The organism is Pyrolobus fumarii 1A, from assembly GCF_000223395.1.
Classification (GTDB): Archaea; Thermoproteota; Thermoprotei_A; order Sulfolobales; family Pyrodictiaceae; genus Pyrolobus; species Pyrolobus fumarii.
The window spans coordinates 1,718,289-1,733,425 of record NC_015931.1; the positions used below are offsets into that span (position 1 = coordinate 1,718,289).

At 57.7% G+C, this 15,137-nt stretch carries 15 protein-coding genes; all 15 read right to left on the minus strand.

Annotated elements, in window-relative coordinates; translation table 11 throughout:
- Positions 1–46 precede the first annotated feature (46 nt).
- Positions 47–271, minus strand: a complete 225-nt coding sequence (locus PYRFU_RS09040; RefSeq protein ID WP_014027373.1) for a hypothetical protein — start codon at positions 269–271, stop codon at positions 47–49.
- 57 nt (positions 272–328) lie between these two features.
- Positions 329–910 carry a PaREP1 family protein gene (locus PYRFU_RS09045; protein ID WP_244403851.1) on the minus strand — a complete coding sequence of 194 codons (582 nt, stop codon included), beginning with the start codon at positions 908–910 and terminating at the stop codon, positions 329–331.
- A gap of 222 nt (positions 911–1,132) precedes the next feature.
- Positions 1,133–2,488, minus strand: a complete 1,356-nt coding sequence (locus tag PYRFU_RS09050; RefSeq protein WP_014027375.1) for a TldD/PmbA family protein — start codon at positions 2,486–2,488, stop codon at positions 1,133–1,135.
- 49 nt (positions 2,489–2,537) lie between these two features.
- Positions 2,538–3,200 carry an ABC-2 type transporter gene (locus PYRFU_RS09055; RefSeq protein ID WP_014027376.1) on the minus strand — a complete coding sequence of 221 codons (663 nt, stop codon included), beginning with the start codon at positions 3,198–3,200 and terminating at the stop codon, positions 2,538–2,540.
- Positions 3,197–3,853 (minus strand): ABC transporter ATP-binding protein, encoded by a 657-nt coding sequence (locus PYRFU_RS09060; RefSeq protein ID WP_014027377.1) that lies wholly within the window; start codon positions 3,851–3,853, stop codon positions 3,197–3,199. Before PYRFU_RS09060 ends, PYRFU_RS09055 begins: the two co-directional genes overlap by 4 nt.
- Before the next feature lie 50 nt (positions 3,854–3,903).
- On the minus strand, positions 3,904–4,482 hold the full coding sequence (locus tag PYRFU_RS09065; protein ID WP_014027378.1) for a hypothetical protein: 579 nt from the start codon (positions 4,480–4,482) through the stop codon (positions 3,904–3,906).
- A gap of 47 nt (positions 4,483–4,529) precedes the next feature.
- Positions 4,530–5,651 (minus strand): cytochrome c biogenesis protein, encoded by a 1,122-nt coding sequence (locus PYRFU_RS10075; protein ID WP_014027379.1) that lies wholly within the window; start codon positions 5,649–5,651, stop codon positions 4,530–4,532.
- A gap of 328 nt (positions 5,652–5,979) precedes the next feature.
- Entirely contained in the window at positions 5,980–6,999 is a 1,020-nt protein-coding gene (locus PYRFU_RS09075) for a hypothetical protein (protein ID WP_048192025.1), read from the minus strand.
- Positions 7,000–7,063: 64 nt separating this feature from the next.
- Complete coding sequence (locus PYRFU_RS09080; protein WP_014027381.1) at positions 7,064–8,470, minus strand: TldD/PmbA family protein; 1,407 nt, start codon at positions 8,468–8,470, stop codon at positions 7,064–7,066.
- 39 nt (positions 8,471–8,509) lie between these two features.
- Entirely contained in the window at positions 8,510–9,592 is a 1,083-nt protein-coding gene (locus PYRFU_RS09085; protein WP_014027382.1) for a mandelate racemase/muconate lactonizing enzyme family protein, read from the minus strand.
- An 11-nt stretch (positions 9,593–9,603) separates the two neighbouring features.
- Positions 9,604–10,656: an N-acetyltransferase DgcN family protein gene (locus PYRFU_RS09090; protein ID WP_244403942.1), complete on the minus strand. Its 1,053-nt coding sequence runs from the start codon at positions 10,654–10,656 to the stop codon at positions 9,604–9,606.
- A 416-nt stretch (positions 10,657–11,072) separates the two neighbouring features.
- A complete protein-coding gene (locus PYRFU_RS09095) occupies positions 11,073–11,411 on the minus strand; it encodes a hypothetical protein (RefSeq protein WP_014027384.1) in 339 nt (112 codons plus the stop codon).
- 145 nt (positions 11,412–11,556) lie between these two features.
- On the minus strand, positions 11,557–14,010 hold the full coding sequence (locus PYRFU_RS09100) for a valine--tRNA ligase (RefSeq protein WP_014027385.1): 2,454 nt from the start codon (positions 14,008–14,010) through the stop codon (positions 11,557–11,559).
- Between the two features lie 171 nt (positions 14,011–14,181).
- Positions 14,182–14,631: a PIN domain-containing protein gene (locus tag PYRFU_RS09105; RefSeq protein ID WP_014027386.1), complete on the minus strand. Its 450-nt coding sequence runs from the start codon at positions 14,629–14,631 to the stop codon at positions 14,182–14,184.
- Positions 14,628–14,930 carry an AbrB/MazE/SpoVT family DNA-binding domain-containing protein gene (locus PYRFU_RS09110; protein ID WP_167827924.1) on the minus strand — a complete coding sequence of 101 codons (303 nt, stop codon included), beginning with the start codon at positions 14,928–14,930 and terminating at the stop codon, positions 14,628–14,630. Before PYRFU_RS09110 ends, PYRFU_RS09105 begins: the two co-directional genes overlap by 4 nt.
- Positions 14,931–15,137: the final 207 nt, after the last annotated feature.

Sequence of the window (15,137 nt, forward strand, 5' to 3'; positions counted from 1 at the left end):
TTCGGCGATACCAGGTGTTACACGTGTTGTGGTGGGCTCGGCTTCTCTACCCTTCTTCATAGGCCCTCCCTAGGGCCTCACGCCGCCTGAGCTCCTCACAGCCCCACGTAACCGGTACAGCGAAGCCCCCATTAACATGGAAGCGGTAGAGGAACAAGACAACGGCATAACAAGCAGCATCGCATAGTTGTCCTATTCCCAGGATGAGATGCCCGAGGCGTGGTTCACTGTAGTTCACTATCACAACCGTGCCTTTGCCTACGGCCGCCATGATAGTAAGCCGTCGGTGACCCTCCGATGCACAACTTCCCGATAACGTTCAGCAAAATCATAGCCTTTGTCTTAGCGTTTGCAATGCTTGCTGGTGCTCCGGCGTCCATGCTTTCTCTTTCTCTAGCCTGGGTTTCACCCTACCCTCAACTAGCTCCACGAGAGCTACTAGCAGGAGTAGGATGTCTTTGGCGGCACTCTCCCTCGTAGGGTACGGTGAAAACTCGCCACTCGGATCAGGGCCATGATATTGGTACGAGTGTAGATTGAGCGCCATAGCCGTGTAAGAAGAGAGATGCTTGTAACCTGCCTCTTCCAACAGTTGCGACAATGGTTTAAGACTTGCAGTTGGTACCCTCGCTACTCCTTTCTCGGCAATCCATCTTCTCTCCTTATCGGTCCTAAGCATCTTCTCTATCCTGTCCTTCTCGAGCGCTAGTAACGCTCCAATCAAAGCCTTCCATGCCTGGAAAGCCTTGCCAGCAGCATTACGAGTATACCCTTTCTCTAGAAACTCTAGAGCAAGTAGAGACTCTAACAACGCCTCTAACACTCGAGCACTCGCGTAGCCTACGGGGTCTCTTCTTGGTGCTGGGAGTGGCCTCTCCAGGAGCTCTGCGATCCGCTCACTACCGACCAACGGCAACCCCGTTATACTTAGTACCGTCAAACCGTGTGTATTACAGCTGCCGTTGCATCAACATAACCAATCACTAAGACAAAGAAACAGTATTCATGCCATAGTTCCAGCTGTATTCTCGTCTAGAGTTAATCTCGTTGAATTCGAAAACATGTAGGTTGTGCATTAGAGCTTATCAATGCTGTCGGGGGAAAGCTCTGGACTTGTAGCCTTGCAGATAGGCTAGACGCGCGGGGTTACGACCACGTTGCTCACTCTTACCCATGGGGAGCGGAAGCCTGGTAGGTCCTCGTGCCAGGAGCCTATGGCTACCAGGTTCTTCGCTAGTTGTGCGAATATGTTGCCTGCCAGCATTACTCCTGGCGCGAGGTAGTACTCGCCGTCTTTGACTATCCAGCCTGGCGCTGCTAGCACAGAGTACTCGCCCGTCACGGGGTTGGACGAGTGGGCGCCTTGCAGCCCCTGTACTAGTAGCACTTCTCCTTCTAGCAGCTCGTCTATGCTGGCGTCGCCACGCTCTATTACGACGTTGGTGGTGCCCACGCGTGGCGGGGAGAGGTACTCGTTGCGAGTAGCGTTACCTGTGCTCTCGAGACCCGCTCTCGCCGCCCAGTAGTGATCGAAGAGCGGCATCCTAAACACACCCTTCTCTATCACGACGGTCTTCTGCATCGCTATACCCTCACCGTCGAACCTCCATGTGTTGTACCCCTGCCTCAACGTGCCGTCATCGATGAGCGTGAGTTTCTCGTCGAACACTTGCTCTCCTAGCTTGTCGGCGAATGGGCTTGTGCCCCGCACCACCCTGTCGCCGGATACGGCGGGGAGCAGCGTGTACTCCAGCAGCTCTGCGAAAGCCAGGGGCTCAAAGACGACATCCATCCTCTTTGGCGAGTCTAGCTTAGCTATACGGAAGCTCCTCGTTGCCTTCTCGACGGCTGTCCTGGCTACGTGCCTCGGGGAGGGTATCGAGACCCTCGAGTGTACATTGTGGAACACTAGGGGTGTCGTGATGCCATCCCTCTCGGCGGCAACAAGTATCCACATGTCCACGTGAGTGCCTATGTCAACGAGGAGCATACCGTTAGTCGATGCTATGGCACGGCGAGTCACCCTCACAGTGACCATTGCACGGTTTACTGTCACCCCTTTGACGCTTGTAGCCTCCTCTATCATCTCGGATAGAGCCTCTACAGCCCTCTCCGGCCTCATCCTCGCGATACTCACGTCATAGACGGCCTCGGGGGTCGGATAGTAGCTGCTAGGCTCGGGGAGCCCCTTCCACTCCGGATCCTCTGGGGCGCTCTTGGCGGCTTTCACCGCCCTCCTAGCAGCCTCGGTTATCTCACGCAACTCTAGGCTACTCGCATAGCTGAACCCGATCCTCTTCCCGACGGCTACACGTACACCAACGCCAGCCTCGCTTATCGCGCGGGTGCCGACGATCAGGTTGTTGTTAGCGTAGGCCTGGTGGCCCTTAACCTGCACCACGTAAGCCTCGGCTTCAGTAGCACCAGCCTCTACAGCCCTCCTCACCGCAAGAACAGCGGCGTCTTCTATGCTAAGCTGGCTGGACATGACTAGCCTCCTTGTACGGATAGAGCCCTAAGAGGTTAAGTGTGGAGCGTTACACGGCTTCAAGCGCATATCTCGACAGCCACACCGTCAGCATTGTGAAGCCTAGGGCCGATACAGCCATGCCAATCACGCTGCTGGTCGATACTGTAACGCCTCTGGCCGCGTCCAGCACTAGTGGCGTTACACCCTGGAGGAAGGGCAGTACCAGCACAACTATCGTGACCGGCAGGAGGAACGCCCTAGCCTCGCTGTACACGAGTATAGATGATGCTAGGCTGCTTGCGGAGGCCGTGTAGAGGCTAACCGCTAGTGTCAACTGGAGTGTCTCGAGGCGGAGGAGGCTATAGTCCTGCGAGAAGAACGCGTAGAGCAGGCTGTACGCTATGCTCGTACCGGCTAGCAGCATGAAACTGTAAAGCAGCTTGGCGGTGTAGAGCTCCTCGGGCAGCGCTGGGCTTACGCGGAGACCATCCAACGTGCCCCTCTCGGCCTCCCGTATGAAACTGGATAGCGCCGTATAGACGGCCAGGAAGAGCATGACAGCGAGGAGACCGACTACACTAGCCTGTGCCGTGCCACCCTCCCGCACCACGTAGGATGTAAGGACGCTAGCGGCAGCAACGAATATGAGCATCGAGCCAGCCTCGCTAAGCCTCCTAGCGTCGAGCACGAGATCCTTCCAGATGAGTGCCGCTATCCTCCCTAGTCTCAAGCCGCCATCCCCTCCACTAGCCTACCATTAACTATCCTCGCGACGCGGAAGCCGCCAAGCAGCTTAACTGCGTTTACAGCTGGCGACGTGGCTATGACAGCCACGCCCTCTCTCCTCAGCCGCTCGAGTATACCCGCTAGGCTAGCCTGCGCGTCATCATCTAGCCCCGTGAACGGCTCGTCTATAAGGAGGAGACGCGGGCTATGAATCAAGGCTCTCGCTATGTCGGCTCTCCTCCTCCACCCGAAGCTCAACTCCTCAACCCTACGGTCGAGGAACTTGCGCAACCCAAGCTCTTGGATGACCGGGTCCTCCTCGGGCCGGTACCCTCGGACGCCATACAGTTTCGCATAGTACTCTAGGTTCTCGCGCACCGTCAACTCGCCATAGAGGAGGCTATGGTGCATCACAACACCCATCAGTCTCTTCACGCGAGGGTCTCTGGGTGAACCGCCTAGCACGCTAACCTCGCCTCGAGTGGGCCTAACCAGCCCAGCTATGATGCGCAGTAGTGTGGTCTTCCCCGAGCCGTTAGCCCCCAGCACTAGAAGCCCCTCGCCACGTGAGAGCGTGAGCGTCACGCCCCGAAGGACCCATGAGGTGCGGAGCCTCTTCCAGACTTCACGCACGTTAACGGCAAGATCCTCTGTCAAGCACTACCTCCGGCTACAAGACTATACCACGGAGGAGAAAAACCTCGGGTTTAGCTTGTGGTCGCAGCGCCTTGACCATAGGCCTCGTGGCAGCCCTTGAGGATCTGCGTGACAATAACTACAGGCCCCTCGTAGTAAATGTGGCCCGTCATGGGATCGTATATGACCGCGTGTAGCGTGGGCTGATAGTAGCCCTCTACCACGACCTCCTCGCTGAACACCGCGTGCGCACCGTACCTCGACTCGAAGGTGCTCGCACTGTATACCGCCACTACCGGGCTACCCTGGCACCCGTCGTCGTAGAGCACGAACACTGCGTATCTATCGTCCGTGTCGAGCCTACCGAAGCTACCTTGCACTCTCTCGACGACGGTGTAGGTCGGCGAGAAGCTGGAGGTTCCCAGGAACACGGCATCGCCTATCTTCACAGCGACTCTTGCCGTCTGAAGCTGTGCCACCTTGCCACTGACAACCACCTTCTCTGGCTTGTCCAGCTCGGCTAGACTGCAGACGCTTCGATACCCGGATGACGTGACGGCAGCTATGCCTATACCTAGCATGACGAGGAAGAGGCCAAGCGCGAGGACCAGCGCCCTCATCCTCGTCTTACTGTTGCTTGTACCGGGCATCCCGATACCCCACCCTTAAACCCCGTTAATGCTAGGCTATAATGTGTTCACTCTGGCGCCTCGTTCCTCCTAGCAAGACGCAACGCTATCTCATACCCTGCCAGCACCATCACCCCGTTTAGGGCCACGCTTAGCATGACGCTCCAATGATTCACGATAACGATCCTATTCTCCTCTTCCAGCTTCTTAAGGTCGATTATGTGCAGGACTATTGTTGGCCTCTTCACGCCCTCTATGGTTGTGACTGCCGGCTTTATCGGAGAGTCTATCGGCGGGTTGAAGTTGAACACAAGGTCGCTCGCCGAGGCACCAGCATTAGTGATGTTTAGCGTTTCGGCACCGCCAGCCCCGAGGGGCCTCACGCGTAGAGATGTTATCATGCCGTCCGGTGTCACGTTAGCGTCTATGACGCGGCCCAACTGGCTTGTGAAGTACGGGGCTGAGAGTAGGAGGGCAGCCGAGATAGAGTAGAGTGCGAATAGGGCTAGTGCCACCCGTGCCACCTTGGCTTCCTTCTCGGGTAGCTTCTTGCTGGACGCCAGGATTCCAAGCACAACGCCTATCGCCACCACGACAAGCACCTTCCCGACGAAGAGGGGTAGTACCTGCGGCTCTCGGAGGAACTGCCTCGCGGTCTCGAACGACGGGTGTAGACTTGCCTTGGCGAAGGCTGGCGCCATGAAGACCAGCGGCACCATGGCATAAGCCGCCACTGCATACACGTTGCTGAGCGTCTTTGCACGGTCGGGGTCCGGGATACTACCCCGTATCACGAAGTAGACGAGGTAGGCGAGGAAGAGTAGGAGTACTGATGTCTCGCGCGGATCCCAGTTCCAGGCCGCGCCCCACGACTCGCTGGCCCACGCGCTGCCCGTTACTAGCGTAGCCGCAGCATAAACCAGGCCTATGGCGGCGAAACCCCTCACTATCCTATCGAGCGACTCCCTCCCGGTAACCAGGTAGCCTATCGCCGCTGCAGTAGCCACGGTGAAGAGTATGAGACTCGCCCATGCCATGGGTATGTGGAGGTAGAGGTTACGATAGGCTGTGGGTGACCCCATGGGCGCTGTGGCCGGGAAGGCACTCTCCGCTGCAGCGTACCAACTCAAAACCGCGTCAATAGCCACGAGAGCTACCAACAAGTAGAGGAGGACGCGTGCTGATCTCAACCTAGCCCCCAGCGTAGGGGACACACGCACCGTTTAATTGAGCATAGCTGAAACCAAGAAGCTGGACACGAGACGCACTATCCATGCAACCCTCCCGAGGTAGACACACTGCAGCCTAACAACGCCCCATTGCTACCCCAAAATCGACAACTTGACACGATGCTAGAGAATAGAGCCTATGCACCCCGACATGCTTATCTCTACGCGGTTAAGCAGGAAGAGGCCCGCTCTTCGCCAGGGTGGAAGCTCCTTTAGGCTCTTAGGAGAGGCTCATAACATATGCCGGAGTTCTCGGACGGCGCCAAGCTGTAATAGGTTGGTGCAAGTGTTACCCGGCACTTGTCGCCGGATGCACTCTCGCCGTGTACCACTCGTTATACGTGCGTGCGTTACGGTTGCTATGAGGCACTGTCTCATCCAGGCCTACGACCTTGGCTACCTCTTTCAGGAGTCTCTCGCACTCCTCGTTCTCGCATAACGCTCTGAGTATGTCTAGTGGGTTGAGCCCCTGCCTTGCGAGAGCCGCTACACGCTCCATAACGACGGGTGCCGCCTTATTGACGTCCTCCCCGCCTCTCACGTAGACGAGCTTCCCTGGCTCCAGGCCGCTGGGCCTGACGCCATACCTGCTGGAGTGTATAGCGGCGAGCTGCTTCACACTAGGCTTGCTGTACCCCAGAACGTCTATGCCTAGCACGAAGAATGCTAGATCGTACGCTGGCCGCGGGAGACCGGAACCACGATAAGCGTTGACAACGTATACCAGGCTGCTCTTGACGCCCCTTACTAGTCTCAGTGTCGCCGCTAGCGTGGCCCACCCTCTCCTACCAGCATCGAGCACAAGTATACCACCTCGACTCTCGCTTAGGATCTTCTCAGCCACACTAGTGTCGTATAGCGGCAGTGAGGTGCCTGCACCGCCTGCGCCCCAGTAGCCCTCAAGCAACGCCATGTACGCGTCTAGTAGTAGGTCGCTCCTAACACCGAGTACTATGGGAGGGAGGCAGTAGAGCATATCCGGGCACTCCGAGGCTACAGCCTCACCAAGCTTTAACAACAGAGCCTCTATGCGCCTACACTCCCCGCATAGACTGAAGTCGATCACGCTCTCCACTAGCGCGGGGCCGTTAGAAGCGAGCCTAGCAAGTCTACCCTTGAGCCTCTCGACAACACTGCCAGCCGTATCTCTCGGTGCCAGAGTGACACGGTAAGCGGGCGCCCCATGCCCACCCCTAACCGCAAGGACGGGGTTCACCGCGACAGCAGGTGTTCTAAACTCAAAGCCTCTCATCACAACACGCATCACGCGTAATGGCTCCTCTTTCTCAACCAGAAACTCCAGTTGCAAAACAACCCCATCTTGTATCCAACCGGGCCAATGGTACAGGGGCATTCACATGCACTAATGGTTTTTAGATGGCTCTGCCACCTACAGCAACGCTCTTCACTCTAACGTGTGGGCCACCGTCGCTAACGTACACCATTTGCACCTTCCCGCACATGCCGTAGTGTAGCTCAAAGTCCTTGCCAACAGCATCTATGTTCATGAGCGTCTCTAGCGTGTTGCCGGAGATGCTGAGCCCGCGGACAGGCTCACCAATCTCGCCATTTACTATCTCGTAGGCCTCCTGTACTCCAACTTGGAAGTTGCCATCCGTGTTAGCCTGGCCGCCCAGGTGCGACACGAGGTAATACCCGAACTTTATGCCCTCGAATAGCTCCTCAACGCTATGATCGCCCGGCAGCATCACAGTATTCCTCATCCTTATCAACGGCGGCACCCTGAAGCTCTCTGCCCGCGCGTTACCCGTGGGGTCCGTGCCAAGTATGGAGGCGTAGACGCGGTCTACCATCAGCTGTTTGAGTATACCCTTCTCGACTAGTACAGCTCTCGCTGCCGATACGCCCTCGTCGTCAAACTTGAATGTGCCGAAGCCATCGTCTAACGTCGGGTCGTCAACTATGCTGACATGTTCGCTTGCAACCTTCTGACCCAGTTTACCCTTCACGACGCTACCCGCGAGGGTGAGGTCAGCCTCGGTGAGGTGCCCGAAAGCCTCATGCACGAATACACCCAGCACCTCCGGAGCAATCACGACCGGGTAGTTGCCTGCCTTTGGCGTCTTGGCTCGCAGCTGCTTCTCCAGCCTAGAGGCCACAGTCTTCGCGATATCCTCTATGCTCTTCTTCGACCATAGCGCGTAGCCCCTCGTGGTGCCAACACGCTCGATAGCCTCAGCCATCACATCACCCTCCCTTGCCGTCGCGACAACACCAAGGTATGTGATGTTCTTCTCCTCTCTGATCTTCCTACCCTCTGTGCTCACATAGATCTTCACGCTAGTCAACTCGCGGTATATGATATCGCGGCTCTTGATGCTCTTAAGGAGGTTTGTCAGCGTCCTATCCAACTCCATGAGGTCCTTAACCTTCTCCTCTATGCTAACGTCGCGGGGGTCACGGCTTACAGGCCATACATGCTCGGCTTCCAAAGCGTCAAGCAGGTACGGCCTGACGTTCATCCTTTTTGGGCTGGCAGCCATCGCCCTCGCCATACTATAGGCTTCGTGCAACGCCTTCCTCAGCGACTCGAGGTCGAGCCTAGTAGTGTAGGCGAACCCATAGCCGCCGTCCACGAACACTCTTACAGACGCGCCGCGATCGACACCCGGGCTGATAGTATCCACGGTACCATCACGAAGCCGGATATAGAGCAGGTCGTTATGCTCTACCCGAACATCCGCGAGTATCACGCCCTGGAGCTTCTCAGCCTCAACCATAAGCTTCTCTGCGATTTCTGTTACTCCATTGAGGCTCATCTCTTCCAACCTCACACGGTAATCGAGGTGTTCGGCTGGTTAAACGGATAGCCTCGGCTCACAACCGACGCCAGGGCCTCTAGGCGGAGCGACCATCACACCATCGTACACCTTGCAGGCTGCCGGGTCCCGCTCCAGGAGGAGCGGCGCGTCCAAGTCGACAAACGACGGCTTGACTGTAGAGACGGCATGAACAGCATGACTTATACCGAGGCTAGTCTCGAGCATACAACCTACCATCGCCTCTAGACCCATATCGACACTAGCCTGGAGTATCCGCGCTGCGCGCAACGGCCCACCAACGCGAGACACCTTCACGTTGACAACGCCCCGGAACCCGAGCCCGACAAGCTCCGCCAGGTCGTGCATGTCCATTACGCTCTCATCAACGGCTATCGGTATAGGGGAGCGCCTGGATAGCTCGGCTAGACCCCTTAGATCCCACGCCGGTAGAGGCTGCTCGACGAGCATTACTCCGAGAGACTCCAGCCTCGGTATCACCTTGTTAGCCGCCGCTAGGCTCCACGCCTGGTTAGCATCAACCATTATCTCCGCGTCATCCCCGACAGCCTTGCGCACCGCCTCGACGCGCGCAATGTCGAGCGAAGGGGGCCCACCCAGCTTCAACTTGAGACGACGGAAGCCCTTTTCCACAGCCTCAGCAGCCTTTGACGCCATCACCTCTGGCTCGTCAAGGCTTATAGTGAAGCTTGTCCGGAGAGGTTCACTCCTACAGCCCCCGAGTAGCGCGCAGAGCGGCGCTCCAATGCTCCTCGAGTACGCGTCTAGAAGCGCAGACTCTAGCGCGGCCCTCGCAGCGGGAGAGCGTGGCAAGAGCCTCGAGAGTAGCTCTAGAGCGTCGCTTAGCTCCTCCGGGAGGCGTATGCCTGGCAAGTGTTGAGAGGCTATTCTAGCCGCCTCTAGAGCCGCGCGTGGATACTCGCCGGTTATGCGCGGGGCTGGCGCCCCCTCACCCCACCCGACACTCCCATCGTCAAGAGTAACTTTGACATAGAGAGTCTCGACCCTGGTCTCGGCGCCAAGCGCGATACGGAAGACGCCACGAACACGAACCTCTAGCGTGAAAACCTCGACGCTGGACACGCGCGGCAGGGCCTGCACCCTAAAAAGCCTCAGAAGCCCTCGGAGATAATCCTCTCAGCCACCTTGCCCATCCCGTGTATGAGCGGGTCAACCGCCGGCGCCGAGAACCTCTCCTCATAGAACTTTGCCACTTCATCAGCCTTGCCACGGTAGTGCTCGCTAGTGTTGAGGGCCAATCCGGCTAGCCTAGCCGAGGGGTACGGGTTAAGCCTCATTAGCATCTCTAGCTCCTCCTCGGGCTCCGGCATAGGCAGCCCGAGGTGCTCGAAGGCCGCCCTCACCCTCCTCCCCGGCACGTGCGCCAATACTATGTGGGTGGGAGAGACGCCACGAAGTATACCAAGGCTTACGTGCCCATAAGCCGGGTGTAGTATCGCAGCCTGCCCCTCGACAACGATAACCTCGCAGCCGTCCCCATCCGCCTCTACGACGAACTTCTCCACAACACCGGCGATAAAGTCGGAAGGTATAGCGTCTATCACCGCTCCCCTAGCGCCGAGAAGGAGCATAGTCTGCCCCGTGCCGACCATACAGGCTTTCACACCACGCCTCTTAAGCTCCAGGTATAGCTCCATAGTCGCGATGTTCTTGCCGGCCTCACAGTCAGTCCCGGCGACCAAGACGCGCTTGGCACGCGTCTTTAGCACGGAGCCGTCCCATATGCGGAATAGGCTCTTGTCAGGCTTCCTCACGTCGACTATGCGGGCGCCGCTCTTCTTGGCAGCTTCTACCGCCTCGGGATCCTCCGAGAGGAAGTGATGGAGACCATTGTAGACGTCTAGGCCCTCCTCGAGAGCACGGATAATGTCTCTCTTCCACCCTGGCGGTATATACCCGCCGACAGTAGCCGCGCCGATGATAAACGCCCTCGGCTTGTACCTCAACGCGTCCTCTAGGCTAGCCACGACGGGTATTCCGCGAGGCCCAACACCCACAACCTCACCAGCATCTCTACCCGCATTCTCCGGGTCAACAACCGCGACAATCTCAAACCTCTCGCCACCCTTGTATATCACGAGATCGTTAGCAGTCTTGCCGAGCCCCTTGCCAAGCGCACCAGGAGCGTAGACAACCGCCGGCACCCTCTCCAAGACCAGCAGCCCTTGAACCACGCACACCAAGACCAGGTATAAAACGCGGGGTAGCTAGCAACCCCGACACTAATCCAGAGTAGGATGAGACACCATGCTATAACCACACTGCCGTGCACACGCTAGTGATTAGCGTATAGCGCGTCCATTATTCTCGCGGATGTGGGCTCGGCCCCGGGCTATGAAGAACGTTGCCGGAGCTGAAACGTGATGTACTCTGGGGTGGCCCGGAGCCCGGGGCCCTCCAGAAAACCACACCCAACACCAACAGCCACGCATCTAAAGAGCCAAACGCGTCCCTCCACAGCCCTCGCACCACAACACCAACAAGACCTTGGGACATGCGAGGGCCACAAGCAGCACAGAGTATACCGCATAGCAGCCGAACGCGGCAAAACGGCTAGCATCTACTCTTCCCTAGCCGCGCCCCTACACTCATACCCCATGTACCACGCTACAAGCCTCCTTATCAACTGTGAGACGCTCACCCCCATACGCTCTGCATGAGACCTAAACACCTGGTAGGAGTCTCGAGAGGCACGCAACGTGACGGTCTTAGGCCTGGAGCCTCTAGCGCAGCGCAACGGGTCATCTGGAAGCTCTTCCGGCTTAACATCACCCGATTCGAGCGCGGAAGCAAGCTGATCAAGCATGCTCTGCTTCACGCTGCTTCCAAGCCCTCGCAGCGACTCTGCAAGATCCGGCGGAAGCATAACAACTATGTTGAGCTTGTCTACACGCCTCAAGGGGCACGCCCCCGGCCTAACAACCCAGTGTATAGAGCGGCGAGACGCCGCTGCTAGAAACCATAGGGCCTAGAAGGGCGCCACGTGTCGAAGGGAGTTCGAAAGAGGTGGAGGTGTGGAGGGGTAGAGTGTGACGCCCGGGCGCTTACTTCGCCCAATAAATGCCCTCGGCTATCTCCTCGGCGCCCTCGGGCGGCTCGCCAACCACTATCCTGGTCTTGTGGAGAGCCTCTAGCTCCTCCCTGAAGAGGTTGTACCTCTCGTCCTTGACGTGTATAGCGCCAGGCAGCTCCTGGGATAGCCTAAGGCCTAGTTTCTTCTTGAGGCCCCATATCGTGCTATCCAGCTTCATTACTAGCTCGAAGTCCTCGGGTTTCATGCTTGTCTCGATCGGCTCCGGGAACTTCTGCTTGTGCACGCTCTCACCGTAGAGCCTCCTGTAGAGCGCGTCCGTGACGAACGGCATTATCGGTGCGAGCATCCGGAGCACAGCGTCCAGCGCCGTGTGAAGCGTGTACCACGCCCCCGCCTGTTCCTCCCTACTCCACTTGCCATCCCTGTTGTACGCGCGAGACTTCACGACTTCGATGTAGTGATCGGCGAACACGTGCCAGGTGAACTCGTATATCGCGTGTATCGGGTCGTGGAAGTCTAGCTCCCCGCCCATCACCTCGTCCACCCTACGTATCGTCTCTGAGAGCTTGGCGAGTAGCGCCTCGTCGAGAGGCCTTAGCTTGTAGTTGATGCCCTCTCTCCTCGGGTCGGGGAACTGCGAGATGAACCTCGCAATGTTCCATAGCTTGGTTGCGAAGCGCCTGCCAGTCTCCAACACCTGCTCGGAGAACCGGTAGTCGTCGCCCAGCTTGGCTGCAGCAGCAGCCCAGAAGCGGAAGGCATCCGCGCCATACTTCGCTATGACCGGCTCCGGGTCTATGACGTTCCCGAGGCTCTTGTGCATCGGCCTGCCTCTCGGGTCCAGCCCCATGCCACTGACGCGCACCCTCTCGAAGGCAGGCTTACCGAGCAACTGATAGACCCTGAGAACCGTGAAGTACAGCCACGTGCGTATGATGTCAACACCCTGCGGCCTTATCGTGGAGGGTACCTCGCCCTTCCACACAGTCTCGAAGAGCTCCGGGCGCCTCATGTACCCCGAGGCGTATAGCACCGAGATGCTACTGTCGAACCACGTGTCGAAGACCCTCGTCTCTCCCTCGAGCTCCTCGCGAGGCGCGCCACACTTGGGGCACTTGTCCCACGGTGGCTCCTCGAGCCACGGGCGGTAGTAGCGACCGGGCTCCGGGACGAGCTTGGCGCCACACTTCCTGCACGTCCAGAGTGGTATCTCAGTGCCATAGAACCTGGTTCTGGATATCGGCCAGTCGATGCGCAGACTATCAATCCACTCTATGAGCCTCTTCCGGTGCTTCTCGGGATGGAACTTCATCCTCTCAACAATCTTCTTGAGCTCCTCGCGGAACTCCAGCTGCTTTAGGAACAGCTCCTTCACATGAATGATCTCGACCGGGGTCTTACAACGCCAGCAGACGGGCACGCTGTGTGTTATCCTCTGCTTCTTCACTAGCAGCCCCTTCTCCTCAAGCAGCCTGGCCATCTCCTCGCGAGCCTTCCTCACCGGCAGGCCTGCAAGAGGCCCTGCCATCTCGTTGAGCGTGCCATCGGGCTTCACGAGGAGCCTGGGCTTGAGCCCCAGGTCGCGGATTATCTCGACGTCCCTCCAGTCGCCATACGTAGAGACCATCATTATGCCAGTACCATACTTCGGGTCGACGTACTTGTGGGTGAGGATGGGCACCTCGTACCCATACACCGGGACTATCGCGTGCTTACCTAGCAGGTGCTTGTACCTCTCATCCTCCGGGTTGAAGACCACGGCGACAGTAGCGCCGATGAGCTCGGGCCTCGTCGTCGCTATGACTATCTCCTCGCCGGTCTCCTTCACCTTCCACCTCACATAGTAGAGGTAACCCTCCTCGTCACGGTGCTCTATCTCGGCCTCGCTGAGGCTAGTCCTGCAGCGCGGGCACCACTCGACCGGGTGCTCCGCCTCGTAGACGAGCCCGCGCCTCCACAGCTCTATGAAGGTGGCCTGGGTGAGCCTCCGGTACTCTGGCGAGTCCGTCCCACTCCTCCAGTACTCGAAGCTACACCCCAGCCTCTTCCATATCCTCACAAGCTCCTCCTCGACACGGTCAAGCTCCCTCTTACACATCTCGAGGAACTTGAGACGCCCCTCTTTCGTCTTGGCCACCTCGTGCGCCACTATCCCATACTTCTTTTCCACTGCAACCTCCACGGGCAGACCATTACGATCGGCGTACCACGGCACTAGGACGGCGTACCCCTTCATCCGCAGATACCGCGCCATCATATCGATCTGCGCGTAGTGCGCCGCGCCGCCCACATGCCACTTACCGCTGGGGTATGGGGGAGGCGTGTCTATGACGACAACGGGGCGCGGGTCCCCAGGCTTCCAGTCGAAGCGGTAGAGACCCTCCTCCTCCCACCTCTTGATAAGCTCCTCCTCGAGGCTAGGATCCCAACGCTTCTCCGTAATCCTAGGTTTGAACTCGTACAATGGCTCCCACCCTCTCGGCAGAACCCTCGCCGCGACACCCGCCTCTACTCGAAAAATAGGGTTTACACACCAACCCGTAGGAGTCCGCCACGAGCACCTCACAGCATCCCATAGCCTGGATAAAAAGCTCAACTCTGCCGAGCTAGGCCTGTGACCCATGTATGGTATCGTCTATCTCCGTGTCCGCACGAGCAGTATGATGCTTGCATCGTAACCCTCAGCTTTGATGAATTTCAGGAGCGTTTCGTCAGCCGTTAGTAGCGCGGCTCCCTCGTGGAGCGCAGTAGAATAGAATATACAGTCGAATATGTCACGGTGTCCACGTAGCCTAAGCTCGAGTGCCGTAGCGATATGCTCAAAGCGCGGCTCTACAAGTTTCACATCCTCGCCTCTTATGAGCGCTTCTATGCCTTCGAGTGCCTCGCGTGGTAGTTTACCCAAGCCTCGTTTCTCAGCCGCCCTCGTGATAACCCCTAGCAGCTCTGGAAGCGCGAGAAGCGGGTATAGCAGCTCGTATCCCTGACTAGCATACTCCTCGACTATACCCGGGTCGATACCCCTAACGTTCACACCCAAGAAGGGCAAGACAAAGCTAGTGTCGAGTACAAGCCGAGGCTTCACGATAATCCAGCCTCGCTAAGCTCCTCGCCCACCCTCTCAACATCCTCGAGATCCACCTCGGCCCAGATGCCTCGCTTCTTGAGCAGCTTGGGCACCGGCTTCAACACTATCTCGCCATTAGCAATCCTAACTTCGAACTTGTCGCCCTCCCTCAGTCCAAGCTTCTCCACAACCTCCCTCGGCAGATAGACGGCAAACTTCCTGCCAAGGCGCACCTGCCAGACCAACACCAATCCACCAGGTTGCATTACTAAAGCCAGGCTCATAATATCCTTAGAGGTGTCGCGAGCACCAGACAAGTCCGAACACCTACAATGTATCCTCGCCGCACAGCCCGTGGTAACCTGACGTAGCCGAGTTGTATAGCCAAGAGTCAACATGTCATCCTTGCTTTATTTTATAGCTCGTATCACCTTGTAAATGACCACATGTACATGCTAATTGCTGGGTTGTACACCCGTAGGAGTGTAGAATCGTATATTGTTATACCCGTCGTATCGCGTTGA

Bases quoted from the DNA above. Each gene is read 5' to 3' on its own strand.
- PYRFU_RS09065 (WP_014027378.1), bottom strand. From the start codon at position 4,482: ATGCCCGGTACAAGCAACAGTAAGACGAGGATGAGGGCGCTGGTCCTC.
- PYRFU_RS09080 (WP_014027381.1), bottom strand. From the start codon at position 8,470: ATGAGCCTCAATGGAGTAACAGAAATCGCAGAGAAGCTTATGGTTGAG.
- PYRFU_RS09040 (WP_014027373.1), bottom strand. From the start codon at position 271: ATGGCGGCCGTAGGCAAAGGCACGGTTGTGATAGTGAACTACAGTGAA.
- PYRFU_RS09050 (WP_014027375.1), bottom strand. From the start codon at position 2,488: ATGTCCAGCCAGCTTAGCATAGAAGACGCCGCTGTTCTTGCGGTGAGG.